The sequence below is a fragment of the Salinisphaera sp. T5B8 genome, from assembly GCF_040361255.1.
Taxonomy (GTDB): domain Bacteria; phylum Pseudomonadota; class Gammaproteobacteria; order Nevskiales; family Salinisphaeraceae; genus Salinisphaera.
The window spans coordinates 143,037-166,734 of record NZ_APNG01000008.1 but is presented as its reverse complement, the minus strand read 5'-3'; the positions used below and the strand labels follow the sequence as shown (position 1 = coordinate 166,734).

The 23,698-nt window shown below is 63.5% G+C and carries 21 protein-coding genes; 10 read left to right on the top strand and 11 right to left on the bottom strand.

The window, feature by feature from the left end:
- Window positions 1-10: 10 nt before the first annotated feature.
- The 4 genes from T5B8_RS09390 to T5B8_RS09375 form a co-directional block, all read right to left on the bottom strand.
- On the bottom strand, window positions 11-994 hold the full coding sequence (locus tag T5B8_RS09390; RefSeq protein ID WP_353178217.1) for a PhoH family protein: 984 nt from the start codon (window positions 992-994) through the stop codon (window positions 11-13).
- A 30-nt stretch (window positions 995-1,024) separates the two neighbouring features.
- On the bottom strand, window positions 1,025-2,407 hold the full coding sequence (miaB, locus tag T5B8_RS09385) for a tRNA (N6-isopentenyl adenosine(37)-C2)-methylthiotransferase MiaB (RefSeq protein WP_353178215.1): 1,383 nt from the start codon (window positions 2,405-2,407) through the stop codon (window positions 1,025-1,027).
- 99 nt (window positions 2,408-2,506) lie between these two features.
- Window positions 2,507-3,253, bottom strand: coding sequence for a helix-turn-helix domain-containing protein (locus T5B8_RS09380; RefSeq protein ID WP_353178213.1), 747 nt, complete (start codon window positions 3,251-3,253; stop codon window positions 2,507-2,509).
- Between the two features lie 118 nt (window positions 3,254-3,371).
- Window positions 3,372-3,500 carry a hypothetical protein gene (locus T5B8_RS09375; protein WP_353178211.1) on the bottom strand — a complete coding sequence of 43 codons (129 nt, stop codon included), beginning with the start codon at window positions 3,498-3,500 and terminating at the stop codon, window positions 3,372-3,374.
- Here T5B8_RS09375 and T5B8_RS09370 point away from each other — a divergent pair.
- The 8 genes from T5B8_RS09370 (at window position 3,499) to T5B8_RS09335 (ending at window position 12,418) form a co-directional block, all read left to right on the top strand.
- On the top strand, window positions 3,499-4,179 hold the full coding sequence (locus tag T5B8_RS09370; protein ID WP_353178210.1) for an OmpW/AlkL family protein: 681 nt from the start codon (window positions 3,499-3,501) through the stop codon (window positions 4,177-4,179). The genes T5B8_RS09375 and T5B8_RS09370 overlap by 2 nt on opposite strands.
- 116 nt (window positions 4,180-4,295) lie before the next feature.
- A complete protein-coding gene (cydD, locus tag T5B8_RS09365) occupies window positions 4,296-6,041 on the top strand; it encodes a thiol reductant ABC exporter subunit CydD (RefSeq protein ID WP_353178209.1) in 1,746 nt (581 codons plus the stop codon).
- Window positions 6,038-7,828 (top strand): thiol reductant ABC exporter subunit CydC, encoded by a 1,791-nt coding sequence (cydC, locus tag T5B8_RS09360; protein ID WP_353178208.1) that lies wholly within the window; start codon window positions 6,038-6,040, stop codon window positions 7,826-7,828. The genes cydD and cydC overlap by 4 nt, the downstream gene beginning before the upstream one ends.
- Before the next feature lie 149 nt (window positions 7,829-7,977).
- Window positions 7,978-9,567, top strand: a complete 1,590-nt coding sequence (locus T5B8_RS09355) for a cytochrome ubiquinol oxidase subunit I (protein ID WP_353178206.1) — start codon at window positions 7,978-7,980, stop codon at window positions 9,565-9,567.
- Window positions 9,568-9,570: 3 nt separating this feature from the next.
- Window positions 9,571-10,704: a cytochrome d ubiquinol oxidase subunit II gene (cydB, locus tag T5B8_RS09350; protein ID WP_353178205.1), complete on the top strand. Its 1,134-nt coding sequence runs from the start codon at window positions 9,571-9,573 to the stop codon at window positions 10,702-10,704.
- A gap of 12 nt (window positions 10,705-10,716) precedes the next feature.
- Complete coding sequence (locus T5B8_RS09345; protein WP_353178204.1) at window positions 10,717-10,902, top strand: hypothetical protein; 186 nt, start codon at window positions 10,717-10,719, stop codon at window positions 10,900-10,902.
- A gap of 544 nt (window positions 10,903-11,446) precedes the next feature.
- On the top strand, window positions 11,447-11,929 hold the full coding sequence (locus T5B8_RS09340) for a universal stress protein (RefSeq protein ID WP_353178202.1): 483 nt from the start codon (window positions 11,447-11,449) through the stop codon (window positions 11,927-11,929).
- 45 nt (window positions 11,930-11,974) lie between these two features.
- Window positions 11,975-12,418: a universal stress protein gene (locus T5B8_RS09335; protein WP_353178201.1), complete on the top strand. Its 444-nt coding sequence runs from the start codon at window positions 11,975-11,977 to the stop codon at window positions 12,416-12,418.
- Between the two features lie 137 nt (window positions 12,419-12,555).
- Here T5B8_RS09335 and T5B8_RS09330 read toward each other — a convergent pair whose 3' ends face one another.
- The 5 genes from T5B8_RS09330 to T5B8_RS09310 form a co-directional block, all read right to left on the bottom strand.
- Window positions 12,556-13,149 carry a pyridoxine/pyridoxamine 5'-phosphate oxidase gene (locus tag T5B8_RS09330; RefSeq protein ID WP_353178200.1) on the bottom strand — a complete coding sequence of 198 codons (594 nt, stop codon included), beginning with the start codon at window positions 13,147-13,149 and terminating at the stop codon, window positions 12,556-12,558.
- Window positions 13,150-13,302: 153 nt separating this feature from the next.
- Window positions 13,303-14,028, bottom strand: a complete 726-nt coding sequence (locus tag T5B8_RS09325) for a Crp/Fnr family transcriptional regulator (RefSeq protein WP_353178198.1) — start codon at window positions 14,026-14,028, stop codon at window positions 13,303-13,305.
- Window positions 14,029-14,353: 325 nt separating this feature from the next.
- Window positions 14,354-14,818 carry a pyridoxamine 5'-phosphate oxidase family protein gene (locus T5B8_RS09320; RefSeq protein WP_353178197.1) on the bottom strand — a complete coding sequence of 155 codons (465 nt, stop codon included), beginning with the start codon at window positions 14,816-14,818 and terminating at the stop codon, window positions 14,354-14,356.
- Between the two features lie 148 nt (window positions 14,819-14,966).
- A complete protein-coding gene (gene ssb / locus T5B8_RS09315) occupies window positions 14,967-15,512 on the bottom strand; it encodes a single-stranded DNA-binding protein (RefSeq protein WP_353178196.1) in 546 nt (181 codons plus the stop codon).
- Window positions 15,513-15,548: 36 nt separating this feature from the next.
- Window positions 15,549-16,913 (bottom strand): MFS transporter, encoded by a 1,365-nt coding sequence (locus tag T5B8_RS09310; RefSeq protein WP_353178195.1) that lies wholly within the window; start codon window positions 16,911-16,913, stop codon window positions 15,549-15,551.
- Between the two features lie 288 nt (window positions 16,914-17,201).
- Between T5B8_RS09310 and uvrA the strand changes: the two genes are divergently transcribed.
- Entirely contained in the window at window positions 17,202-20,180 is a 2,979-nt protein-coding gene (gene uvrA, locus T5B8_RS09305) for an excinuclease ABC subunit UvrA (RefSeq protein ID WP_353178194.1), read from the top strand.
- 755 nt (window positions 20,181-20,935) lie between these two features.
- On the opposite strand, the gene pgeF is transcribed toward uvrA, so the two are convergent.
- A complete protein-coding gene (gene pgeF / locus T5B8_RS09300) occupies window positions 20,936-21,691 on the bottom strand; it encodes a peptidoglycan editing factor PgeF (protein WP_353178192.1) in 756 nt (251 codons plus the stop codon).
- Complete coding sequence (rluD, locus tag T5B8_RS09295; RefSeq protein WP_353178191.1) at window positions 21,684-22,661, bottom strand: 23S rRNA pseudouridine(1911/1915/1917) synthase RluD; 978 nt, start codon at window positions 22,659-22,661, stop codon at window positions 21,684-21,686. The genes pgeF and rluD overlap by 8 nt, the downstream gene beginning before the upstream one ends.
- A gap of 116 nt (window positions 22,662-22,777) precedes the next feature.
- Between rluD and T5B8_RS09290 the strand changes: the two genes are divergently transcribed.
- Window positions 22,778-23,689 carry an outer membrane protein assembly factor BamD gene (locus tag T5B8_RS09290; RefSeq protein WP_353178190.1) on the top strand — a complete coding sequence of 304 codons (912 nt, stop codon included), beginning with the start codon at window positions 22,778-22,780 and terminating at the stop codon, window positions 23,687-23,689.
- Window positions 23,690-23,698: the final 9 nt, after the last annotated feature.

Below are 23,698 nucleotides of genomic sequence, written 5' to 3'. Positions count from 1 at the left end.
TTGCCGCCGACTAGCCGTGCTCGCCTGCTTCGCTTTCGCGATCGTAGGCCTGAACGATGCGCTGAACCAGCGGATGACGCACCACATCGCGCGCCGAGAACTTGGTCACGCTGATGCCTTCGATATCCTGCAGCAGCCGTACCGCATGGCGCAGGCCCGATTTCTTGGCCACCGGCAGATCCACCTGGGTCATGTCGCCCGTGACCACCGCAGTCGAGCCGAAGCCGATGCGGGTGAGAAACATCTTCATCTGCTCGACGGTGGTGTTCTGCGCCTCGTCGAGAATGATGAACGCCTCGTTGAGGGTACGCCCGCGCATATAGGCCAGCGGAGCGATTTCGATGACGTTACGCTCGATGAGCCGCCCCACCCGGTCGAAACCGAGCATTTCGTAGAGCGCGTCGTAGAGCGGGCGCAGATAGGGATCGATCTTCTGGGCCAGATCGCCCGGCAGAAAGCCGAGCCGCTCGCCCGCTTCCACGGCCGGTCGCACCAGCAGCAGGCGGCGCACGCGTTCGGATTCGAGCGCATCCACGGCTGCAGCCACCGCCAGATAGGTCTTGCCGGTACCCGCCGGGCCGATACCGAAGTTGAGATCGTTGTCCGCCAGATTGGCGAGATAACGGCGCTGGCTGGGCCCGCGCCCGCGCACCAGGCCGAGACGGGTCTTGATCACGACATCCCGCGGCTCGGCGCTGGCGCCGTTGCCGCCGCCGTGGAGTTCGCGCTCGGCCGTACGGGCCACGATATGCACGCGATCGGGGCCGATCTCGCCGGCTGCGGTCGCGCTGTAGAGCTCGTTGAGCGCGTCGATCGCCGCCGTGGCCGCGCCCTCGTCGCCCTCGACCTGAAATAGATGACCGCGGTTATGCACCTGCACGTCGAGCGTGCGCTCGATCAGGCGCAGATGCTGGTCCTGCGGGCCACACAGATAAGCCAGCCGTGTCGTATCCGGCGGGGTCAGTTCGAGGCTCTTGCGGATAGGTTCGTTCAAAATGATTCGTGTGGTTGGCGGCGGGGCCGATCAGCCGGCCGCGGCCGCGAGATCGGGCAGGGGTACATCGGCATCGCGCGTGACCACCCGCCCGCGCAGCGAATTGTCGAGTGCTTCGGTGATTTCGATCTCGACGAAGTGCCCGACCATGCGCGGGTGGCCGTCGAAGTTGACCCAGCGGTTGGAATCGGTACGCCCGGCCATCTGGCCGCCACCGCGTTTGGATTCGCGCTCGACCAGCACGCGCTGGGTGGTGCCGATCATGTTCTGCATGTATTCGCGGTTGAATTCGGCGATTCGTGCCTGCAACCGCGCCAGGCGTTGTTTCTTGACCTCGCGCGGCGTGTCGTCGGCCATATCGGCCGCCGGCGTGCCGGGACGCTTGCTGTAGACGAAGGAAAACGCGGCATCGAAGCGCATGTCCTCGACCAGCTGCATCGTCTGCTCGAACTCGGCCTCGCCCTCCCCTGGATGGCCGACGATGATATCGGTCGACAGGCTGATATCCGGACGCACGGCGCGCAGCTTGGCAATACGTTCGCGAAAATGATCGGCCGTATAGCCGCGTTTCATATCCGCGAGCACGCGGTCCGAGCCCGACTGCACCGGTAGATGCAGATAGTTGGCCAGCTTGGGCACCCGCGCATAGGCCTCGATCAGCGCATCCGAGAATTCCAGCGGATGGCTGGTGGTATAGCGAATCCGCTCGATGCCCTCGATCTCGGCCACGAACTCGACCAGCATGGCCAGATCGCAGATCGAGCCATCTTCCATCGGCCCGCGATAGCCGTTGACGTTCTGGCCCAGCAGCGTGATTTCCTTGACGCCCTGGTCGGCCAGCTCCGCGACTTCCAGAATCACATCGTCGAAGGGCCGCGAGATTTCCTCACCGCGTGTATAGGGCACCACGCAGAAGCTGCAGTATTTCGAGCAGCCTTCCATGATCGACACGAACGCCGTCGCGCCCTCGGCTTTTGCCGGCGGCATGTGATCGAACTTGTCGATTTCCGGAAAGGCGATATCGACGATGCCGGCGCCGTTATCCTGTACGGCATCCAGCATTTCCGGCAGCCGGTGCAACGTCTGCGGGCCGAAGACCATATCCACGAACGGTGCTCGCTCGCGAATCGCATGGCCTTCCTGGGAGGCCACACAGCCGCCCACGCCGATCACGATATCGGGGCGTTCGGCCTTGAGCTCACGCCAGCGCCCGAGCTGCGAAAACACCTTCTCGGCCGCTTTCTCGCGAATCGAGCAGGTGTTGAGCAGGATGATGTCGGCTTCTTCCGGCGTATTGACGCGCTCGGCATTGCGCTGCTTGCGCAGCACCTCGACCATCTTGGCCGAGTCGTATTCGTTCATCTGGCAGCCCCAGGTCTGAACGAAGACTTTGGGTTGGGTCGCGCTGTTCATGGCCCGTCCGGCCCGTCGTGGGGCGAATTCAAGCAAGCCATACAGTGTAAACGATCCGGCAAGGTGCTTGCCTGCGCGCAGGCGTCTGCCTGGCCGGTGTCACGACTGATCGGCCACCCAGGCGCCACGGCTGGAGCGTTCGCGCAGGGCATCGCGATCGAGAATATCCACTTTATTCTGCGACACCTTAATTACACCCGCGCGTTGCAGCCGCGTGAGTACGCGGCTGACGGTTTCCAGGCGCATCGACAGAAAATTGGCCAGATCCGCGCGTTTCATGTTCAACGGCACCGGCGTGGGCGGCATGCCACGCAATGCACGCCGACGGCTCAGACCCAGCAGCAGACTGCTGATACGGCCCTCGCTGTCCTTGCGGCCCAGGGTAAGCATCATACGCCCGTCTTCGGAAAGCACCTGGCTCATCAAGCGCACCAGACGCTGGCGCAGACTCGGCAATTCGTCGACGAGCACATCCAGCTGATCGACCGGGATCCGGCAGAAATGGCTCGTTTCCAGCGCCACCGCGCTGCAATGGTGCTGCTGATCGGCAAAGCCGTCGAAACCGAGAATATCGCCCGGGTAGTAGAAGCCCAGGATCTGTTCGAAGCCTTCTTCGTCGATGCGTACCGTCTTGGCCGAACCGTCGCGTACCGCATAAATATGGGTCAGGCCGTCACCCTGGGCAAACAACTCCGTTTCCGCGGGCACGGCTTCGCCGGAGTCCACCAGACGTTCGAGTTTTTGCAGATCGTGACTATCGAGATGATCTGGCAAACACAGGTAGCGTAACGAGCAATGGCTGCAGGTTTCGCTCAACTGCTGCATTTGCTGGGAGAGTGCCGGCATGGACAATTGCCCTGGGTTGGCGATACGAAATAAACACGTGTGTCAGCGCAAGCTTAGCCAAATAACAGACAACTTTCAGACTTCTTGCATGGCGGACAACCACATTGCGCATTAACCGTTAGCGCACAACCTTTTGCGCGACCGGCGAAGACGGTGTGGCCATATTGACCTGGATCAATACACCAATATGACAATCCAGCCAATCTTTGCTCCAGACACTTCCAAAATAGAACAGGAGCCCTGCCATGACGTCCCTTCCGCGCGCCGTAATCGCCCCCGCGGCCCTCGCACTGACCTCGGTCTTCGTCACGGGCGTCGCCCAGGCCGAAGCCGGCGATTGGATCGTGCGGGGCGGCGTGACCTACGTCGCACCCAACGATGATACCTCAAGCCGTAACGGCCAGCTCGCGCCCGCGCTGCAGGGTACCGATGTCAACGTGAGTTCCGAGCCGCAATTCGGGCTGACGATCGCCTACCTGATCAGCGACAATCTGGCGGTCGAACTGCTGGGCGCCTCGCCGTTCAAGCATGACCTCACCCTGAGCGGCGGCGCACTCGACGGCACCCCGCTGGGCGATATCAAGCACCTGCCGCCGACGGTCAGCCTGCAGTACCGCTTCAACAACGAATCGGCGTTCACCCCCTATGTGGGTCTGGGCCTGAACTATACGTTCTTCTTCTCGGAAGACGTATCGGATGAAGCCCAGGCGATCGGCGTCGAGAAGATCGAGCTCGACGACTCCTTCGGACCGGCTGCCCAGGTTGGCGTGGACTACGCGCTCACCGACAACTGGCTGATCAATGCCGATGTGCGCTATCTGCAGATCGACACCACGGCCAAGGTGAGCACCGCCACCGGCACCACCCATGTGGATGTGGATATCGATCCCTGGGTGTACACGCTGGCGCTGGGCTACCAGTTCTAGTGTCGACACGGTAACGGGCGCCCGGCCACGGGCGCCCGATTGCCGGGGCCATAGCTTCGCTACCTGCCCCGGCTTATGTCGAACATCCACCCGCCACTCTGCCCGCTTCATACCCCATGCCCGACCGGCCAACGCCCACGGCCTGGCTCAAGCGTGAAAGCGATGCGGTACGTCGCCCGGTGACCCGTGCGATCGCCATCGAAAGCGCTGGAGGTGGCCTGCTCATCGGCCAGGCGATCGTACTCGCACATATCGCCAACGCCGTCATCTTCGGCCAGGCGGCGCTCAGCGCCCTAGCCGGCTGGCTTGGCGGCTTATTCGCGCTCATCGCAGCGCGGGCCGTACTGGCCTATCTTGCCGAACGCGCGCGTTTTGATGCCGCGACCACGATCAAGACCGATATACGCAAACGCCTGCTGCTCGCAATCGAACAGCTCGGGGTGACCTGGCAACGCCGCAACGCCAGTGGCGATGTGGTGGAAACACTCACCGACGGCGTGGAAAAACTCGAAGCCTATTACGGGCGCTATCTGTCGCAGACCGCGCTCGCCGTGCTGCTGCCGCTGGCCATTCTGGCGGTCATCGCCCCCATCGACTGGCTGTCGGCGCTGATCCTGCTGATCTGCGGGCCGTTGATCCCGGTGTTCATGATCTTCATCGGCAAGGGCGCGGAAAAACTCAACCAGCACCAATGGCGCCGGCTCGGGTTGCTGTCCGCGCACTTTCTGGATGCGCTGCAGGGCCTGACCACGCTGCGTATCTTCAATCTGGGCGCACGCGAGGCCCGGCTGATCGAGCGTCTGTCCGACGATTATCGCCAGAGCACGATGGCCGTGCTGCGTGTGGCCTTTCTGTCCTCGCTGGTGCTGGAGTTTTTGGCGACGGTGAGTATCGCGCTGGTGGCCGTGCTCATCGGTTTTCGCCTGATGTGGGGCGAAATCGGCTTCGAAGCCGGATTCCTGGTACTGCTGCTCGCCCCGGAGTTCTATCTGCCGTTGCGCAATATGGGCAGCGTCTATCACGCACGCATGGAAGCCATTGGCGCAGCCGAGCGCATGGTCGAGATGCTCGCCACACCGGCGCCGGACTGGCCGGGTACCCGCCGTGATATCGCCCGCGACAGGCCGCCGCGGGTGACATTAAGCGGCCTTGGCTATCGCTACCCCGACAGCGACACGCCCGCGCTGGCGGATATCGATCTGGATATCGCCCCCGGCGAAACCGTGGCCGTCGTCGGCGCGACCGGGGCGGGCAAGAGCACCCTCGCGCTGGCCCTGCTGGGGCTGATCAAGGCCGAGCACGGCGATCTGCGTATCGACGGCGTATCGCTCGACGACATCGCCATCGAGGCCTGGCGCGAACGCCTGGCCTGGGTGCCGCAACGCCCACGACTGTTCAACGCCAGTGTGCGCGCCAACCTGCAACTCGGCGCGGCCGATGTCGATGATGCCCACCTCTGGGACGCCCTCGAACGCGCCCAGGCCCGTGATTTCGTGGCGGCCCTGCCCCAGGGACTGGATACCCCGATTGGCGAACGCGGTATGCGACTGTCCGGCGGCCAGGCGCAGCGCCTGGCCATCGCCCGGGCTTTCGTACGCGATGCGCGCTTTGTGGTGGTCGACGAAATCAGTGCGCATCTGGATGCCGACAACGAACAGCGACTGGTCGCAGCGCTGAAAACGCTGGCGCACGAGCGCAGCATGCTGTTGATTGCACATCGGCTGGCCAGCGTCGCCCATGCCGACCGGATCGTGGTGATGGACGCCGGGCGTATTGTCGAACAGGGCACGCACGACGCGCTGTTGGCCGCGCAGGGTCTGTATGCCCGCCTGGTCGCGCATGACGAGGCGATGGCGGCATGAAAGCGCTGCTCGACGATTTTCGCTGGTGGGCTTGGCAGGCACGCCCCTATGCGGGCCGCTTCGCCTTGGGTATCGCGATATCGATCGCGACCGTGGGCGCCAATATGGCGCTGCTGGCCGTAGCCGGCTGGTTTATCGCGAGCATGGCCGCGGCCGGGCTGGCGGGCGCGAGCATGAATTATTTCACCCCGGCGGCGGTGATCCGCGGGCTGGCGATCGTACGCACTGGCGGGCGTTATCTCGAACGCCTAGTGACCCACGATGCCACCCTGCGCCTGCTTACAGGCCTGCGGCTGTGGTTCTATCGCCAGATCGAGCCACTATCCACGCTCGATCTGCACAACGGCGATCTGCTGGCGCGCCTGCGCTCGGATATCGATACGCTCGACCATATCTATCTGCGCCTGGTGGTGCCCGTGGTCGTGGGCGTCGTCTGCCTGAGCGCGGCGGTGGTGGTATTTGCCTGGTACAGCCCCGCGCTGGCGCTGGTCAATCTCACGCTGCTGCTCACGGCCGGCGCGATCGTGCCAACACTGGTGTATCGCCTGGGCCGGGCACCGGGCCAGGCCGCCGTTGAAACCGGCGCGCGCCTCAAGGCCGCGGCCGTGGACTGGGTCGAGGGTCTGGGCGAGCTCACCGTATTCGGCGCGGTCGAAACACGCCGGGCGGCAATCGCTGAGCTGTCCGACGAGTGGATCACCCAGCAACGTCGGTTGTCGAAACTCAGCGGCCTATCCAATGCCGGCGTACTGCTGCTGACCAATCTCGCCCTGGTGGGCAGCGCCGTGGTACTGATCCCGCTGATCCGCACGAACGCACTGCACGGCGTGGACTTCGCGCCGCTGTTGTTGCTGGTAATCGGCTGTTTCGAGGCGGTCGCACTCATGCCTGGCGCATGGCAGGCACTGGGCCAGGCGCGTGCAGCCACGGCCCGCCTGCGTGCCTTCGAACACCGCGCGCCGGTGATTAACGAGCCGGCACGTCCCGCCCCGGCCCCCACGCGCGATACGATCCGGCTGGTCGATGTCGGCGTACGTTATACGCCCGACGGCCCCTGGGCGCTGCAGCAGGTTACGTTATCGATCGCGCCGGGCGAGCATATCGCGATCGTCGGGCCCAGCGGCGCAGGCAAATCCACGCTGGTGAACCTGTTGCTGCGGCTGACCCCCAAAAGCCGAGGCGAAATCTGTTGGGACGCACGCGCGCTATCGGCCTATCGGGCCGCGGATCTGCGCGCGCGGATCGCGCTCGTACCGCAGCAGGTGTATCTGTTTCATACCAGCGTGCGCGAGAACCTGCTCGTCGGCCGCCCCGAGGCCAGTGCCGACGACATGATCGCGGCTGCGCGTACCGCTGGCGTCCACGACGAGATCGTCGCCCTGCCCGAAGGCTACGACACGCTCGTGGGCGAGGAAGGCCAGCGTCTATCCGGCGGCCAGGTAAGGCGTATCGGCATCGCCCGCGCGCTGTTGCGCGATGCGCCCATCATGATCCTCGACGAACCATTCGAAGGCCTGGATCGGGCCACCTCGGCCCGCCTGTGGGCACGTCTGCAACGCCAGCTGGCCGATCGCACGCTGATTCTGATTTCGCACGACCTGGCGCGGGTACGCACGTTCGAGCGCATTCTCGTATTCGAAAACGGCCGCCTGGTGGCCGACGGCGACCACGCCCGACTCAGTCAGGCGTGCGAGAGCTATCGCCGGCTGCATAGTGCCTATTTCAAGCGCGAGCCGGCCGCCGTGCCTGCCCACGGCCCGACCCCGGCACAACGTCGGCGCGCCTGATCACCTGCGGCCCATGCGCGGTCTGCATACCTGCGCACACCGTTTGACATAAATCAACGGCCGGACGCCGCACTTGGTCTAGCGTGATTTTGTGTCGTTGTGAGGTGTGGCGCCGCGTTTGGCACAGGCGCCAGACAGCGAGGCCGATCATGCAGGAACTCGAAACCGTCATCGCGTTGTCCCGAACCCAGTTTGCGGCAACCGCGCTTTATCATTACTTGTTCGTACCGCTCACGCTGGGGCTGTCGGTACTGCTGGCGACGATGGAAACCATCTACGTCATCAGCGGCCGCGAGATCTACCGACGCATGACCCAGTTCTGGGCCAAGCTGTTCGCGATCAACTTCGCGCTCGGCGTGGCGACCGGGCTGACCATGGAGTTCGAATTCGGCACCAATTGGTCGACCTATTCGCACTTCGTGGGCGATATCTTCGGCGCGCCCCTGGCCATCGAAGGCCTGATGGCCTTCTTTCTCGAATCCACCTTCGTGGGGCTGATGCTGTTCGGCTGGGACAAGCTCTCGCGCGGCAAGCATCTGCTGGTGACCTATATGGTCGCCCTGGGCTCGAACCTCTCTGCCCTGTGGATTCTGGTCGCCAACGCCTACATGCAGCATCCGGTGGGCTCGGAGTTCAACCCCGAAACCATGCGCATGGAGCTGGACAGCTTCACTGCCCTGCTGTTCAGCAGCGATGCGCAGGCCAAGTTCGTGCATACCAGTATCGCCGGTTTTCTGACCGCTTCCATCTTCGTGATCGGCATCAGCGCCTACTACATGCTGCGCAATCGCCATCGCGCGATCGCGATCCGCTCGTTTCGCGTGGCTGCCCTGTTCGGCGTGTTTGCCAGCATCGGCGTGATCTGCCTGGGCGACGCGCTGGGCTTTGTCAGCGGCGAAGGCCAGCCCAACAAGCTGGTGGCCATGGAAGGCCTGTGGGAAACCGCCGAAGCCCCGGCCGGTTTCAACGTCGTCGCCTGGCCGGATCAGCAGGCCATGGAGAACCGCTTCGAGCTGCAGATCCCCTATGTGCTCACGCCGCTGGTCACGCATAGCTTCGATGGCAGCATCGCCGGCGCCGATGATCTGGTGCGTCAGGCCGAAGTGCGTATCCGCGACGGCATTCCGGCGCTGCGCGCGCTGGAAACGCTCAGCGACAACCCGAAAGACCCCGACGCGCTGCGCCAGTTTCGTACCCACGGTGACAACCTGGGCTACGCACTGCTGCTCAAGCGCTATGCGCCCGATGTTTCGCAGGCCACGCCCGAACAGATCAACCGCGCCGCGCGCGACACCATTCCGCCGGTCGCGCCCGTGTTCTGGTCGTTCCGGATCATGGTCGCCGCGGCATTCGGCATGCTCGCCTTCCTGATTCTGGCCACCATCTATTCGCTGCGCGGCCAGATTGCCGACAAGCGCTGGTTCCTGAAGATCGCGCCCTGGATGATCCCGGTGCCATTCATCGCCAACGAAGCCGGCTGGGTGGTCGCCGAACTCGGTCGCCAGCCCTGGACGGTCTATGGTCAGCTACCGACCTGGGTATCGGCATCCACCCATTCCGTGGGCTACATGATCTTTTCGCTGACCGGTTTCGTGGCGATCTACACCCTGTTCATCGTCGTCGAGATGTATCTGATGGTGAAGTTCATCAAGCAGGGCCCGGACGACTCCCCGACGCACCGGCCGTCGTCGCCCGCGCTCGCCACGCCCGGCCATACATCGCAGTGGAGCGAGGCCTGAGTCATGGAAACCTATATCGTTCTCAAACTGGTGTGGTGGGCGCTGCTCGGCGTGTTGCTGATTGGCCTGGCGGTCATGGTCGGCATGGACATGGGCGTGGGCGCAGGACTGCGCTATTTCGGCCGCACCGACAACGAACGTCGCGCCACGATCAACATGATCGCGCCGCACTGGGACGGCAACCAGGTGTGGTTCATCCTCGGCGGCGGCGCAGTGTTCGCCGCCTGGCCGACGATCTATGCCACCGCCTTTTCCGGGCTCTATGTGGTCATGCTGGTCTTGCTGTGGAGCATGATCGTGCGCCCGCTGGGCTTCGAGTATCGCAGCAAGCTGACCTCGCAGCGCTGGCGCAACGTCTGGGATACGACGCTATTCATTTCCGGAGCGGTGCCGATGATCGTGTTCGGCGCGGCCATGGGCAACATGCTGCGCGGCGTACCGTTCAATTTCGAGTGGAACATGGTGTCGCACTACACCGGTAGTTTCATCGCGCTGTTCAACCCCTTTGCCGTGCTCTGCGGGTTGATGTCGCTGGCGCTGGCGCTCTACCAGGGCAGCGCCATGGTCATGAATCGCGGTACGGGCGTCATACGCGATCGTGCGGCCAATCTGCTGACCATGACGGGCCTGGCCGCCCTGGCGCTGTTCACCATCTGTGGTATCTGGGTGGCTTTCATGCCGGGCTATGTGATTACCGCAGGCGCGGACCCGGGCGGAGCGGCCATACCGCTGCGCAAGAGCGTGGAAACCGCAGCCGGCGCCTGGCTGAACAACTTTTCGGCCTATCCCGTGCTGTGGCTGATTCCAGGACTGGTGTATGCGGGCGTGCTCGCCGGCATCGTATGCGCCCGCCGCGGCCTTTCGCATGTGGCCTGGTGGCTGGGCGCGCTCGCCTGGGCCGGCACGATCGGCACCGTGGGCACGGCGATGTTCCCGTTTCTCATGCCCTCGTCGAGCCAACCGGCCCACAGCCTGACCGTATGGGATGCCTCCTCGAGCGCGACCACGCTGGCGTGGATGGTGGTATTCACGGTGATATTCATACCGATCGTGGCGATCTACACCAGCTGGGCATTCTGGGTGATGCGCGGCAAGGTCACCCCGGAGACGATCGAACACGACGAGCACGCGTATTAGCGGAGCGAAACGATGAAAAACATTCTGCTTTTCGTATTCTGGTTCGCTGTCGGCCTGATCGCACTGTTTCTGGCCATCGTGCTCGGCGACTCCGGCGCCTGGTATCTCGCCTGGGTGTTGGGCACGGTCATGATGATCCTGATTGCCGCCGCCGGCACCGTGGTGCTCGAAGTCGACGACGAACCGCACGAGCACTGAGTTCACGCCACGCATGCGTCGCGGCCGGTGTCGAGTGCTCATCGACACCGGCCCGGGCCACATCGCCGCTCGCCCAATGGAACGCCGTTGGCGGTGCTCAAGCAGCGGGTTGCCCGCCAATGAACGCGAAGACACGCGAATAAGACGAACGCCAGATCGCGCGAAGGCTGGGCGATCCGCTGTTAACGCCGCACGCTCAACTGTTTGCGTAATCAATAGCGACCTTGCATTCGCGTTGATCGGCGTGCATTCGCGGACGGTTTTTCCTTATTTGAAGGTATCAACGGCAGATATCGCCATTTGTGTGGCCAAAGGCGTCGTGCTTATTCGCCACTGACGAACGCTTTCGACCGCCCCGCCAGCATGATCGTCCTTATTTTTCGAGCTGTTCGTTGCTCAGAATATGGCCTGTGAACAACACCTTGCGATCGCCGACACGGGCCTGTCGTGAATTGTGCGGGCATATACGCCAGTTGATTCAGATCAAGCCTGTCGACGAGCGCCCAAGCGATACTGCAATCACCGACAAAAAGAGGAGATTGTTATGTCTCAGACCCTTCTAGTACCGCTGGACCTGAATCAGGACGCTGTATTCGACAGCGTGTTCGAGAACGTCAATAAGGTGGCTGCCAATACCGGCGCGACCATCGTTCTGTTGAGCGTGATTCCGCAGATCGATGCCGGGGACTTTCCCTATGTCGGCACCGACTACGTCAGAAAACTCGGCGAAACGGCCCATGCCCAGCTCGAGCGTATCGGCCGGCAGTATCTCGGCAGTGACGACAATTGGCAGGTCGACGTTCGCGTGGGCCCGGTCGCGCGCACGATCGTACGGCGGGCCGATCACTTCGGGGCCGATCTGATCATCATGGCCTCGCACAACCCGAAATTCTGGGATGTGCTGCTCGGTAGTATCGCCAGCCAGGTGGTCAAGCATGCCCAGCATTCGGTGCTGGTCGTACGCCAGAAACGCGACGCCCACGCTGCCGACATCCACGACGAAAGCCGTGATGCCCTGGACGACTGATAAAACGTCGTCCTTTGGTCCAGGCTGGCTCAGGCGGATGCCGACATGAAAAAGTGCGTGCTTGTTCCGATCGATCTGTCGCATGAGGCCAATTTCGACCTGATCTTTTCGGCCACCACCACCCTCGCTCGTCGCCACGATGCGACCTTGCATGTGTTGACCGTGGTGCCCACCGAGATCTCGGTCTGGCCTTATGTGCCGCAGAGTTTCGCGGGCGAAGCCCAGAAACTGGCGGAGTCGCAGCTCAAGGAACTGGCCCGGCTGGAATACGCCGACGATATCCGCTGGACCAGCGAGGCCGTGATCGGCCCTATCGCCGCGACCATCGTTCAGCGCGCCGAGGATGTGCGCGCTGGGCTGATTGCGATCGCATCGCACGACCCGAGAATGCGCGATCTGCTACTCGGTGGCACGGCCGATCGCGTATTACGACGTACGCGCTGTAGCGTGCTCGTGCTGCGACACGGCGAAGGCTGGGAATGGTGCTGACGCGCCTGCGTCAGCGCCTCGCCCGATTGAGCGGCACAACAGCACTTTAGACCGAATAATATTTCGCAAACCAACGGATATACGGGCCGGATACACCGGCCCGTTCTTTTATCGAAAGCGCCTGCGCCGGGCGAGCCTCATGGCTCCTGAACGGTGGATTGCCAACCACCGTCGGGCGCGCGCTCGAACAGCCGGCGCGAATGCAGGCGATGCCAGCCGGCCGCCCAGAATTCCAGCCGTGTGGGCAACAGCCGGTAGGCGACCCAATGCTCCGGGCGCGGTACACGCTCGAAATCGTAGGTCTCGCGTTCGTGCTCGCGCCGCTCGCGAAAGGCCTCGGGATCGCCGAAGACCGCATGCTGCTCGGAGCTGCGCGCGGTCAGCTGGCTCTCGCGCGAACGCTGGGCCCACAAACGGTCGGCGGCGTGCGCGTCAAGCACTTCGACCACGCCTTCAATGGTGATCTGCTGTTGCAGGCCGTGCCAGAAAAAGCACAGCGCGACATAGGGGTGCCACTGCAGATGCTGGCCCTTGCCGGTATGCGCATTGACGAAAAACACCAGCGCATCTTCATCGATCTGGACATTGATCGTACGCACGCTGGGCTTGGCGAATGCGGGATCGACCGTTGCAAGCGTGGCCGTTTGCGGGTCCGGTTCGCCGCGCTCGCGTGCCGCGGCCAGCCAGTCGAACAGACCGCGGATCGGATCGGAAATATCAGGTGCATTCATACGCTGTCCCTCGTATGGCGCCGCGGCCGTCGTTGCCACGCCTTGGGTCGCTGCGCCTGGCTAGCACGGGCTGACCCGTGCCGGTGTGATCGAAGCGATCGTTTTATCCGAGACTAGCGCGTTCGCCAGCGCGAAAATTGATCCGGATCAAAATCAGGACGCCTGTGCCGATTTTGTGCGCAAGGCATGGCGCAGGAGCTTCGGGTTGGGCACCTCGATGGTACGCCCGCCACACAGCACGATCGTGCCGTTTTCGGCGAGCTGGCGCAGCGTGCGCGAAAAGGTCTCGGCCCGAATCGCCAGGCGTCCGGCGATCGCGCTCTTCGAGGTCGGCAGGCTCAGCCGTACCGGGCCGTCTGCAGGCTCGGGGATCAGTTCCAGCAGATAGTTCACCACGCGATAGCGGCTATCGCGCAGGGTCAGCGACTCCACCTCGTCGAGCAGGCGCTCGATACGCGCGGTGAGCTTGCACATCACCGACATGCAGGTCTGAAAGGAATACTGCAATTCGGCCAGATATTCGGTCCGGTTAATCGCCACGATGCGGCTTTTTTCCAGCGCCTGCGCACTCACCGGATAACGCGGGGTGGACATGAACAGCACGCCCTCGCCAAAACTCTCGCCACTGCCGACCAGACCCATGATCTTTTCGTCACCGTCGATCGACAGCCGATAAAGTTTGACCCGGCCGGCCAGCACAAGGAAAAAGGTGTCGGCAATATCACCGCGATGAAACAGCGTCTGGCCAGCGGCAAAGGGCTGGATCGTCATGCCGCGGACCAGGCGAGAGCGCTGGGCATCGCTCATGCCGTCGACAAAGTACTGATGCTTGAGTGCTTCGCGTATTTCTCGTGCGCTGGCACCGTCGTTAGCGGCCATCGTCGCCTCTTCGCACACCGCGCATCGCGCGGGCGCCAGCGCAGCGCGCGGTGATTAGATCGAAACTGCGTGCCCGGCCAATGAAACACGAGCGCCCGAAACGAAACTGGCTCATCGCGATACCGCGGCCCTCGGCATGACGCGCCGGCGCGCAACACGCGCGGCTAAACGCCGGAACCACAGGTGGTAGTGGCACGCTGCGCGCGCCTTGGCGAAAAAAGGATTCATACCCCGATGATCGCCTGCGCCGATCGGACAGGCCTTGATCTGGGTCAATGTGTTACGTGGGACAGCCGACGATATTTCGGCCTATGCCGTGCCGGCGTCAGCCCATCAAATCACTCGCGTCACGGTCGCGCCACATCTGCGACGAGGCGATCCAGCTGGAATCGGGTGGGATACGCCGCCCGGTGATCTGGTAGATCGACAAACGCAGAAGGTATTCGCGTGTGCCGCCGGGCAGCGGCTGTGGCAACGATGCACGAATCTCGCCCTCGGGCACGATATCCAACGCACCACGCACCATCACACTCCAGGCCGAACGCCGTTGCGTATCGTGGCCATCGACCTGAAAGGTCGCCGGCTCACGCGCAAGCGCCGCGTCATGCTTGGCGCCGGGTCCGCTGCAAATGAGAATGCGCTCGTCATCTACCAGATAGTTGACCGGCAGCACCTGCGGGCTGGGATCGCTGTTGAAGGCGAGACGGCCGATCGAATGGGTACGCAGCAGTTGTAGACAGCTACGGGCATCGAGCACGCTAAGGCGCCCGGATGGAAGATCCTGGGACATGGCGGTGTTCCATCGGTGGTTCTAGCGAACCACCAGTCTGGAACAGCGCCGACGCGCGGGCTTTGATCTGCATCATATCGCTGCCGAGCGCCGGGCTTGCCAGCGCGCGCCTGCAAAAGGCTGCGGCGCTGCTATGCGTCTCGTCCGCCTAGAACGGAATATCGTCGTCCAGATCGTCGTCGAAGCCGGGATCGCCGCCGGCCGGCTCACGCTGCGGCGGCTGATAGGACGACTGGCCACCTCGGCCGCCCCCCTGACCGCCGCCATAGCCACCACCACCGCCCTGCTGCTGGGGCGCGCGCTGCTGGCCGCCGCCACCACCGCCGAATGGCGCGCTGGAGCCGCCACTGCCGCCCTTGGTGTCGAGCATCTGCATCTCGTTACCAACGATCTCGGTGGTATAGACGTCCTGGCCTTCCTTGTTCTGCCACTTGCGGGTCTGAATCCGGCCCTCGACGTAAATCTTGGAGCCCTTGCGCAGATACTCGCCGGCCACTTCGGCCAGCCGCGCGAAGAACACCACGCGATGCCATTCGGTGCGTTCCTGCATCTCGCCGCTGGACTTGTCGCGCCAGGTATCGGAGGTGGCGAGATTGACGTTGGTCACCGCGGTGCCGCCGGCGGTATAGCGCGTTTCCGGGTCGGCGCCGAGATTGCCGATCAGAATCGCCTTGTTGATGCCTCTACTTGCCATTGCAACACTCCATCGAGTTGGGTCGGTAGCCGCGCACTAAGCCTGTGCGGGCTGCCGCGAAAATGCGTCGAGATCGACATCGTCTGCCTGTGCGCTGTCGACTTTTATATAGGCCACGCCTTCGTCGAGCGCAACCGCGGCTTCCACCACGCCGGGCTGGGCCAGCAGCTCGGCTTCAAGCGCGCGTGCCTGGGCGGCATCGTTGACCGCGACGCTGATCATGCGCGTGCGGGTAAAACGCGGCGCTTTCATGGTAACCGCCACCGCAAACCATAGCACCGCCACGATCGCAGAGAAGATGAATACCCCGGCCGGCCCTTCCAGCCCGTAGGCCCAGCCGCCGATCGTGCCGCCTACGAAAATACCGAAAAACTGCGAGCTGGAATACACGCCCATGGCGGTACCCTTGGCGTCTGCTGGCGCGGCCTTGGAAATCAGCGAGGGCAGACTGGCTTCCATGGTATTGAAGGCCGCAAAGAACAGCGTCAGCACCACGACCAGTTCGACCAGGCTGGTATGCCAGGCCAGCAACGCCACCTGGCTCAGACCCAGCGTCACCACGGCGCCGACGAACACGGCCTTCATCTGGCGCTTGGCCTCGGCGATGATGATCATCGGCACCATAATCATGACCGATACGGCCAGCACCGGCAGATAGACCATCCAGAGTTCGTTTTCGCCTACGCCCACCACATCGCGTAACAACACGGGCACGGCGATGAAGCTCGCCGTGAGCATGGCGTGCAGCGCGAAGATGCCGAAATCCAGACGCAGCAGCTGGCCGTCGGTGAGCACCCGCTTGAACATCGCCGGCACCGCCCCCGTATCGCGATGCGATTGCAGCACCCTTGGCTGCGGGGTAACACGATAGAGCACGCCGATGCCGGCCAGGGCCATGACGGCCGTAGTCCAGAAGATGCCGGATACGCCGATCACGGCATTAAGCAACGGTCCGAGCACCAGAGCGAGCGCGAACGACAGTCCGATGGTCATGCCGATGACCGCCATCGTCTTGGTGCGCTGTTCTTCCCGGGTCAGATCCGCGCCGAGGGCAAGAATCACGGAACCGACCGCGCCCGCACCCTGCAGGATTCGCCCGGCGATCACGCCATAAATACTGCCCGAAAGCGCGGCCACCACGCTGCCCAGGGCGAAGATGAGCAGACCGATACAGATCATGCGCTTGCGCCCGAAGCGATCGGAGAGCATGCCGAAGGGAATCTGCAACAGCGCCTGCGTCAGGCCGTAAGCCCCCAGCGCGAGGCCCACCGTGAACGGCGTCGAGCCGTCCAGATGCTTGGCATAGAAGGTGAACACGGGGTAAATCATGAACAGGCCGAGCATGCGCAGGGAGAAGATGCCTGCCAGGGAAAAGGCCGCCCGGGTTTCGAATCTGGTCATGAAGCAACTCTTGCCAGGGTTGGATGCAATACCGGCGGCCGTACGGCGGCATGCCTGCCGTGGGTGCGTCGCTTGCCGGTGCAGCCGGTGGTCAGGCGGCATCTTCGAGCCATGCGAGCACGCGATCAGGGGCACGAACGCTCGGCTGCCGAGCCGTCGATTGGCGCTGCCAATCAGGCGGCGCATTCTAGCATAGGGCCGGCCGCAGGCCGTGTGTAACGTGGTTTTGAGGCGTGCTTGCGGCGCTGCGTATACTGGTCGGCTATTCCTTCTCATCGCGCCCGCTTCATGGACAGTATCCGCATCCGCGGTGCCCGTACGCACAATCTCCAGAACGTCGATCTCGATCTGCCGCGCAACAAGCTGATCGTGATTACCGGCCTATCCGGTTCCGGCAAATCGTCGCTGGCCTTCGACACCGTCTATGCCGAAGGCCAGCGCCGCTATGTCGAGTCGCTATCGGCCTATGCACGTCAGTTTCTGTCGATGATGGAAAAGCCGGACCTCGATTCGATCGAGGGCCTGTCGCCGGCCATTTCCATCGAACAGAAATCGACCTCGCATAACCCGCGCTCCACGGTGGGTACGGTCACCGAGATCCATGACTATCTGCGCCTGCTGTTCGCGCGCGCGGGTACGCCCTATTGCCCGGATCACGACGAACCGCTGACCGCCCAGAGCGTGTCGCAGATGGTCGACCAGACGCTGGAAAAGGAGGCCGAATCGGCCTGGATGCTGCTCGCGCCGGTGATTCGTTCGCGTAAGGGCGAGCATCGCGACGTCTTCGAGCAGATGCGTGGTCAGGGCTTCGTGCGTATGCGGGTAGACGGCGAGATCGTCGAAATCGACGAAGTCCCGGAACTCAACCCCAAGGTGAAGCACGATATCGAAGTGGTCGTGGACCGCTTCAAGATCCGCGACGGCATTCAGCAGCGCCTGGCCGAATCCTTCGAGACCGCCCTGCGCCTATCCGAAGGCATTGCCTGGATTCTGCCCTGGCGCGGCGACGGCGAGCCGGAGGTGTTTTCCTCGCAGTTCGCCTGCCCGGTCTGTGGCTATTCCATTAACGACATGGAACCGCGGCTGTTTTCCTTCAACTCGCCGCATGGCGCCTGCAGCGCCTGCGACGGGCTCGGCTCGCTGGCGGTGTTCGATGTCGACCGCGTAATTACCGACGACTCGCTGAGCCTGGCCGGCGGCGCGGTTCGTGGCTGGGACCGGCGCAACCCCTATTTCTTCGGCCTGATTCAGTCGCTGGCCGAGAAATACGGCTTCGACGTGGACACGCCCTGGCACGATCTACCGGAGAAAGCCCGCAAGATCATCCTGCACGGCTCCGGCCGGGAGAAGATCGAGTTTCGCTATGTGAATGCCCGCGGGCGCACGCGCGTACGCAAGCATGCCTTCGAGGGCGTGCTCGACAACATGCAACGCCGCTATGCAGAAACCGACTCGATGGCAGTCCGCGAGGAACTGGCCAAGTATCTATCCGACAAGGCCTGCCCGACCTGTGGCGGTGCGCGCCTGAACCAGGCCGCACGGCATGTCCGCGTGGCCGATCGCACCCTGCCCGAAATCAATGCCGCCAGTATTGCCGGCGCCTACGAAATCGCCGAAGCGCTGGATATTCCCGGCCACCGCGCCGAGATCGCCGAGCCGATCCTCAAGGAAATCAAGGCACGGCTGAAGTTCCTGCTCGACGTCGGCCTGAATTATCTGACCCTGTCGCGCAGCGCGGAAACACTTTCCGGCGGCGAGGCCCAGCGTATTCGTCTGGCCAGCCAGATCGGCGCGGGGCTGGTGGGCGTGATGTATGTGCTCGACGAGCCCTCCATCGGCCTGCATCAGCGTGACAACCGGCGCCTGCTCAACACGCTCGAACGCCTGCGCGATCTGGGCAATACCGTGATCGTGGTCGAACACGACGAAGATGCGATCCGCGAAGCCGAATATGTGGTCGACATGGGCCCGGGCGCGGGCGATCACGGCGGCCATATCATCGCCGAAGGCAGCGCCGAACAGATCGCCAACCACGAAGACTCGCTGACCGGCCAGTATCTGTCCGGCCGGCTGACGATCCCGATTCCGGAAAACCGGATTGCCTTCGATAAAGAACGCGTGATCAAGATCAACGGCGCGCGCGGCAACAACCTCAAGAACGTCTCGGTCGAGCTGTCCATGGGCCAGCTGACCTGTATCACCGGCGTGTCCGGCTCGGGCAAGTCGACGCTGATCAACGAAACCCTGTTCCCGGCCGCTGCGCGCCAGGTCAACCGGGCGGTGGCTCGGGCCGCACCCATGACCTCGATCGAGGGCCTCGAACATCTCGACAAGGTCATTGATATCAGTCAGGCCCCGATCGGGCGTACGCCGCGTTCCAATCCGGCCACCTATACCGGCCTGTTCGGCACCATTCGCGAGCTGTTCGCGAATACGCCGGAAGCCCGGGCGCGCGGCTATCAGCCGGGGCGGTTCTCCTTCAACGTCAAGGGCGGGCGCTGCGAGGCCTGTCAGGGCGACGGCGTGATCAAGGTGGAAATGCATTTTCTGCCGGATATCTACGTAACCTGCGATACCTGCAAGGGCGCGCGCTACAACCGCGAAACCCTGCAGGTGCACTACAAGGGCAAGACCATTTCCGACGTGCTGGAAATGCGCGTCGAAGCCGCGCTCGAGTTCTTCGCCCCGGTGCCGAGCCTGAAACGCAAGCTGGAAACGCTCATGGACGTGGGCCTGAGCTACGTGAAGCTCGGCCAGAACGCGACCACCCTTTCCGGCGGCGAGGCCCAGCGCATCAAGCTCGCCCGCGAGCTGTCCAAGCGCGATACCGGGCGCACGCTCTATCTGCTGGACGAGCCCACCACGGGCCTGCACTTCCACGACATCAACCAGCTGCTGAAGGTGCTGTTACGCCTGCGCGATGCCGGCAACGCGGTGATCGTGATCGAGCACAACCTGGACGTGATCAAGTCTGCCGACTGGCTCGTCGATCTGGGCCCGGAGGGCGGCGAAGGCGGCGGCGAGATCATCGCCACTGGCACGCCCGAAGACGTGGCCGCCATCGAAGCCTCGCATACCGGACGTTTCCTCAAACCCATGCTGGGCGATAGCGCGCCCGGCACCGGGCACAACACCTCGGGCGACGAGCGCGATCTGGCGCTGCCGCCGAAGAAGGAAAAGAAGACGGCTGCCAAGAAGGCGTCCGGCTCGGGCGAGAAGAAGATCACCGCCAGCCGCAAGAAGCCGCGTTCGAAGACGAGTAGCTGAGGCGAATTAAGCCGGGTTTGAAGCGGTAGCGGCCGGGTTCTTGGGCATTAGTGGTTGCGTGCCGCCGGCCCTAGGTTGGCTTCGTTCTTTGAAGTTATCCGCAGATTACACCGATTACGCAGATTGGGCGGGCAGCGTCTGTGGCTTTACGAACTGCGGGGCGCCATCGGGTGGGTCGGCTCCGTTCCTTCGAAGGCAATCCGCAGATCTACACAGATCAGCGCAGATCGCGGTTTGGCGCTTGCGTTGGTAGGCGGTTCGGGCGCGTTCGCCGATGGTGGCTTCGTTCTTTGAAAGTATCCACAGATTTTGCGGATTACGCAGATTGGGCGGGCGGCGTCTTTGGATTTATGAGCTGCTGGGCGCCATCTGGTGGGTCGGCTTCGTTCTTTCGAAGACAGTCCGCAGATTCGCGCAGATCGACGCAGATGGCGGTTTGGCGCTTGCGTGGGTATGGGTTTCGGGCGCGTTTCGCCGATGGTGGCTTCGTTCTTTGAACGACATCCGCAGATTCAGGCAGATCAACGCAGGTGGGCGGGCAGCTTTTTGGGGCGTACTCGCTTGGGTGGCGCAGCCGGGTGACTTGGCTGCGTTCCTTCAAAGGCGATCCGCAGATCTACACAGATCGACGCAGATGGCGGTTTGGCGCTTGCGTTGGTAGGCGGTTTGGGCGCGTTCGCCGGTGTTGGCTTGGTTTGTTGAAGAAGAATAGGCCGCGTTGGATGGCTCCGTCGGCTTGAACCTGGCCAAAGCCGCTAGTTCGGCTCGCGGGCGTGCCAGATGAGCGAGGCCATGCGACCGGTGCCGGCGCCGTTGCGGCGATAGGAATAGAAACGGGCGGCGTCGTCGATCGTGCACAGGCCGCCGCCGTAGACGGCGTGCACCCCGGCACGCTGCAGCCGGGCGCGGGCCAGCGCATAGATATCGGCGAGATATTTGCCCGGCGTGTCGCGGGCAACGAACGCCGCTGCATCGCTCGGCGCGCGGTCGCAGAACGCTGCACGCACGTCCTCGCCCACTTCGAAGTTATGGGCGCCGATCGACGGGCCCAGCCAGGCCATGAGATCGGCCGGGGGCGCGGCCAGCGCATCGATCGTGGCTTCGAGCACGCCTTCTGCCAGCCCGCGCCAGCCGGCATGGGCTGCGCCCCAGCAGCTGCCCGCGATGTCGCAGAACAGCACCGGCAGGCAATCCGCGGTCATCACCGCGCAGACGGCATCGCGATGGCGGGCGATGCTGGCATCGGCCTCACCCGCGATATCGTGGCCGGCATCGACGACCCGCGTGCCGTGGACCTGGTAAAGCCAGGCAGGCTCATTCGGCAGATTGAGGGATTCGCGCGCCCGTTCGCGGTTGGTCGCCACCGCGGCCGGCTCATCGCCGGCCCGATCGCCGAGATTGAGGCTGTCGAACGGCGGCAGGCTCACGCCGCCGCTACGTAGCGTGGTGCCGGCCTTGATATGGGCCGGCGCCGGCCAGTCGGCAGCCAGGAAGCCGATCGGCTCAGCCATGATCATGCGCTCTGGCGTCGTCGGCCAGCGCGGCGAGCAGCTGTTCGAAATCGGCCGGTCGTGGCGCGCTCCAGCTCATGTATTCGCCGGTCACGGGATGATTGAGCCCGAGCCGGCGTGCATGCAGCGCCTGACGCCTGAAGCCGCGCAACGCGGCAGCGAATGCGTCGCTGGAATCGCGCGGCAGCGCCAGGCGGCGGCCATAGGTGGCATCGCCCAGCAGCGGAAAACGGATATGGGCCAGATGCACACGAATCTGATGGGTGCGCCCGGTTGCCAGCCGACAGCGCACATGGGTATGCGCGCGATAGCGGTCGATGATGCGGTAGTGCGTGATCGCCTCACGGCCGGTGTCGCGTACGGCCATACGCTTGCGATCGACCGGGTGGCGATCGATGGGCGCATCCACATGGCCGCCTGCGGTCATCACGCCAACCGTCACCGCCTCGTATTCGCGCTTGACCGTGCGTTCGGCCAGATCGGCGACCAGCTTCGCATGGGCGGCAAAGGTCTTGGCGACGACGAGGATGCCGGAGGTGTCCTTGTCCAGCCGATGCACGATGCCGGCCCGCGGCAGCGCGGCCATCGATTCGTCGTGATGAATCAAGGCGTTCTGCAGGGTGCCGTCCGGGTTGCCCGCCCCCGGGTGCATGACCAGCCCCGCGGGCTTGTCGAGCACGATGATGGCCTCGTCCTCGTGGATGATGTTCAAGCCGATCGGCTCGGCGACCACGCGCGCATCGTCCGGCTCGCTGGGCACGATCAGGGCGACATGCTCGCCGCCGGCGACCTTGGTCTTGGCCGGCGGGGTTTCGCCGTCAACGGTCAGCGCGCCGTCGGCCAGCCAGTTCTGCAGGCGCGAACGCGAATAGTCGGGCAGCATGGCCGCCAGCGCGCGATCCAGGCGCGCACCGGCGAACTCTTCGGGAATCGGCGCTTCAAAATCGGGGGTGCGGCCAGTTGCCGACATGGCGTTTTCTCTTGGTTTGCACAAACAAAGCGTGACATGGCGTATCGCGCGGCCGTATAGGTATACTCCGCGTTCGTTTTTGATCTGTCGACGTGCGGCGCACGTCCGGGACTGGCATGCGGAAATTCTTTCTCGCGCTTTGTATTTTGATGGTTGTTGCAATGGCCGGTTGCGGCGGCGACAAGGGCATCAACGAAACCGGCTACAGCGACGAACCGCTGGTCGACCGCGAGGGCAACAAGCTCGATTCGGCCGATGCCGAGCGCCTGTATGAATCCGCACGCGAATTTCTGGTCGACAACGACCCGGACCGCGCGCTCAGATTATACGCCGAAGTCCAGGCACGCTTTCCGTTTTCGCCCTATGCGGCCCAGTCGGAACTGGAATCGGTCGCGGCCCACTACAAGGCCCAGGAATACGATGCCGCCGTGTCGGCCGCGGATCGCTTCATCAAACAGCGCCCGCGTAATGCGCATATCGATTACATCTATTACCTGCGCGGGCTTTCGAACTACGATCGTAACGACCCGGGCCTGCTCGGCGGCGATCCGGACAAGCGCGATACCCGCTTTCTCGAACAGGCATTCACCGACTTCAACCTGCTGGTGGAAAACTACCCGCAGAGCGTCTATCGCAAGGACGCGCAGCTGCACATGATCGAAATCCGCAATCGACTGGCGGAATTCGAAATCAACGTGGCCGAGTACTATCTGCGCCGGCGCGCCTATGTTGCCGCAAGCCGTCGTGCCGATAGCGTAATCCAGCGCTATCACGGCTCGGACTCCGTGCCCCGTGCGCTGGAAATCATGGAAGAAAGTTACGCAAAGCTAGGCCTGTCCGACCTGGCTGAAGATGCGCGCGCGATTCTGCAAGCCTCCTACCCGAACTACGTGCTGCATCGCGACGAGTTCTATCGCCAGCGTGCCGGCGAGACGCCGCGCTACGCGCTACCCGCGATGGACTCGCCCGCCAGCGAAGGCGAAGTGATCGACAGCGACGCCGATAGCGACGCGACGCAGGCTCAGTAGCATCGTATG

Bases quoted from the DNA above. Each gene is read 5' to 3' on its own strand.
- miaB (WP_353178215.1), bottom strand. From the start codon at position 2,407: ATGAACAGCGCGACCCAACCCAAAGTCTTCGTTCAGACCTGGGGCTGC.
- T5B8_RS09380 (WP_353178213.1), bottom strand. From the start codon at position 3,253: ATGCCGGCACTCTCCCAGCAAATGCAGCAGTTGAGCGAAACCTGCAGC.
- T5B8_RS09370 (WP_353178210.1), top strand. From the start codon at position 3,499: ATGACGTCCCTTCCGCGCGCCGTAATCGCCCCCGCGGCCCTCGCACTG.
- T5B8_RS09375 (WP_353178211.1), bottom strand. From the start codon at position 3,500: ATGGCAGGGCTCCTGTTCTATTTTGGAAGTGTCTGGAGCAAAGATTGG.
- cydD (WP_353178209.1), top strand. From the start codon at position 4,296: ATGCCCGACCGGCCAACGCCCACGGCCTGGCTCAAGCGTGAAAGCGAT.
- cydC (WP_353178208.1), top strand. From the start codon at position 6,038: ATGAAAGCGCTGCTCGACGATTTTCGCTGGTGGGCTTGGCAGGCACGC.
- T5B8_RS09355 (WP_353178206.1), top strand. From the start codon at position 7,978: ATGCAGGAACTCGAAACCGTCATCGCGTTGTCCCGAACCCAGTTTGCG.
- cydB (WP_353178205.1), top strand. From the start codon at position 9,571: ATGGAAACCTATATCGTTCTCAAACTGGTGTGGTGGGCGCTGCTCGGC.
- T5B8_RS09345 (WP_353178204.1), top strand. From the start codon at position 10,717: ATGAAAAACATTCTGCTTTTCGTATTCTGGTTCGCTGTCGGCCTGATC.
- T5B8_RS09340 (WP_353178202.1), top strand. From the start codon at position 11,447: ATGTCTCAGACCCTTCTAGTACCGCTGGACCTGAATCAGGACGCTGTA.
- T5B8_RS09335 (WP_353178201.1), top strand. From the start codon at position 11,975: ATGAAAAAGTGCGTGCTTGTTCCGATCGATCTGTCGCATGAGGCCAAT.
- T5B8_RS09330 (WP_353178200.1), bottom strand. From the start codon at position 13,149: ATGAATGCACCTGATATTTCCGATCCGATCCGCGGTCTGTTCGACTGG.
- T5B8_RS09325 (WP_353178198.1), bottom strand. From the start codon at position 14,028: ATGGCCGCTAACGACGGTGCCAGCGCACGAGAAATACGCGAAGCACTC.
- T5B8_RS09320 (WP_353178197.1), bottom strand. From the start codon at position 14,818: ATGTCCCAGGATCTTCCATCCGGGCGCCTTAGCGTGCTCGATGCCCGT.
- ssb (WP_353178196.1), bottom strand. From the start codon at position 15,512: ATGGCAAGTAGAGGCATCAACAAGGCGATTCTGATCGGCAATCTCGGC.
- T5B8_RS09310 (WP_353178195.1), bottom strand. From the start codon at position 16,913: ATGACCAGATTCGAAACCCGGGCGGCCTTTTCCCTGGCAGGCATCTTC.
- uvrA (WP_353178194.1), top strand. From the start codon at position 17,202: ATGGACAGTATCCGCATCCGCGGTGCCCGTACGCACAATCTCCAGAAC.
- pgeF (WP_353178192.1), bottom strand. From the start codon at position 21,691: ATGGCTGAGCCGATCGGCTTCCTGGCTGCCGACTGGCCGGCGCCGGCC.
- rluD (WP_353178191.1), bottom strand. From the start codon at position 22,661: ATGTCGGCAACTGGCCGCACCCCCGATTTTGAAGCGCCGATTCCCGAA.
- T5B8_RS09290 (WP_353178190.1), top strand. From the start codon at position 22,778: ATGCGGAAATTCTTTCTCGCGCTTTGTATTTTGATGGTTGTTGCAATG.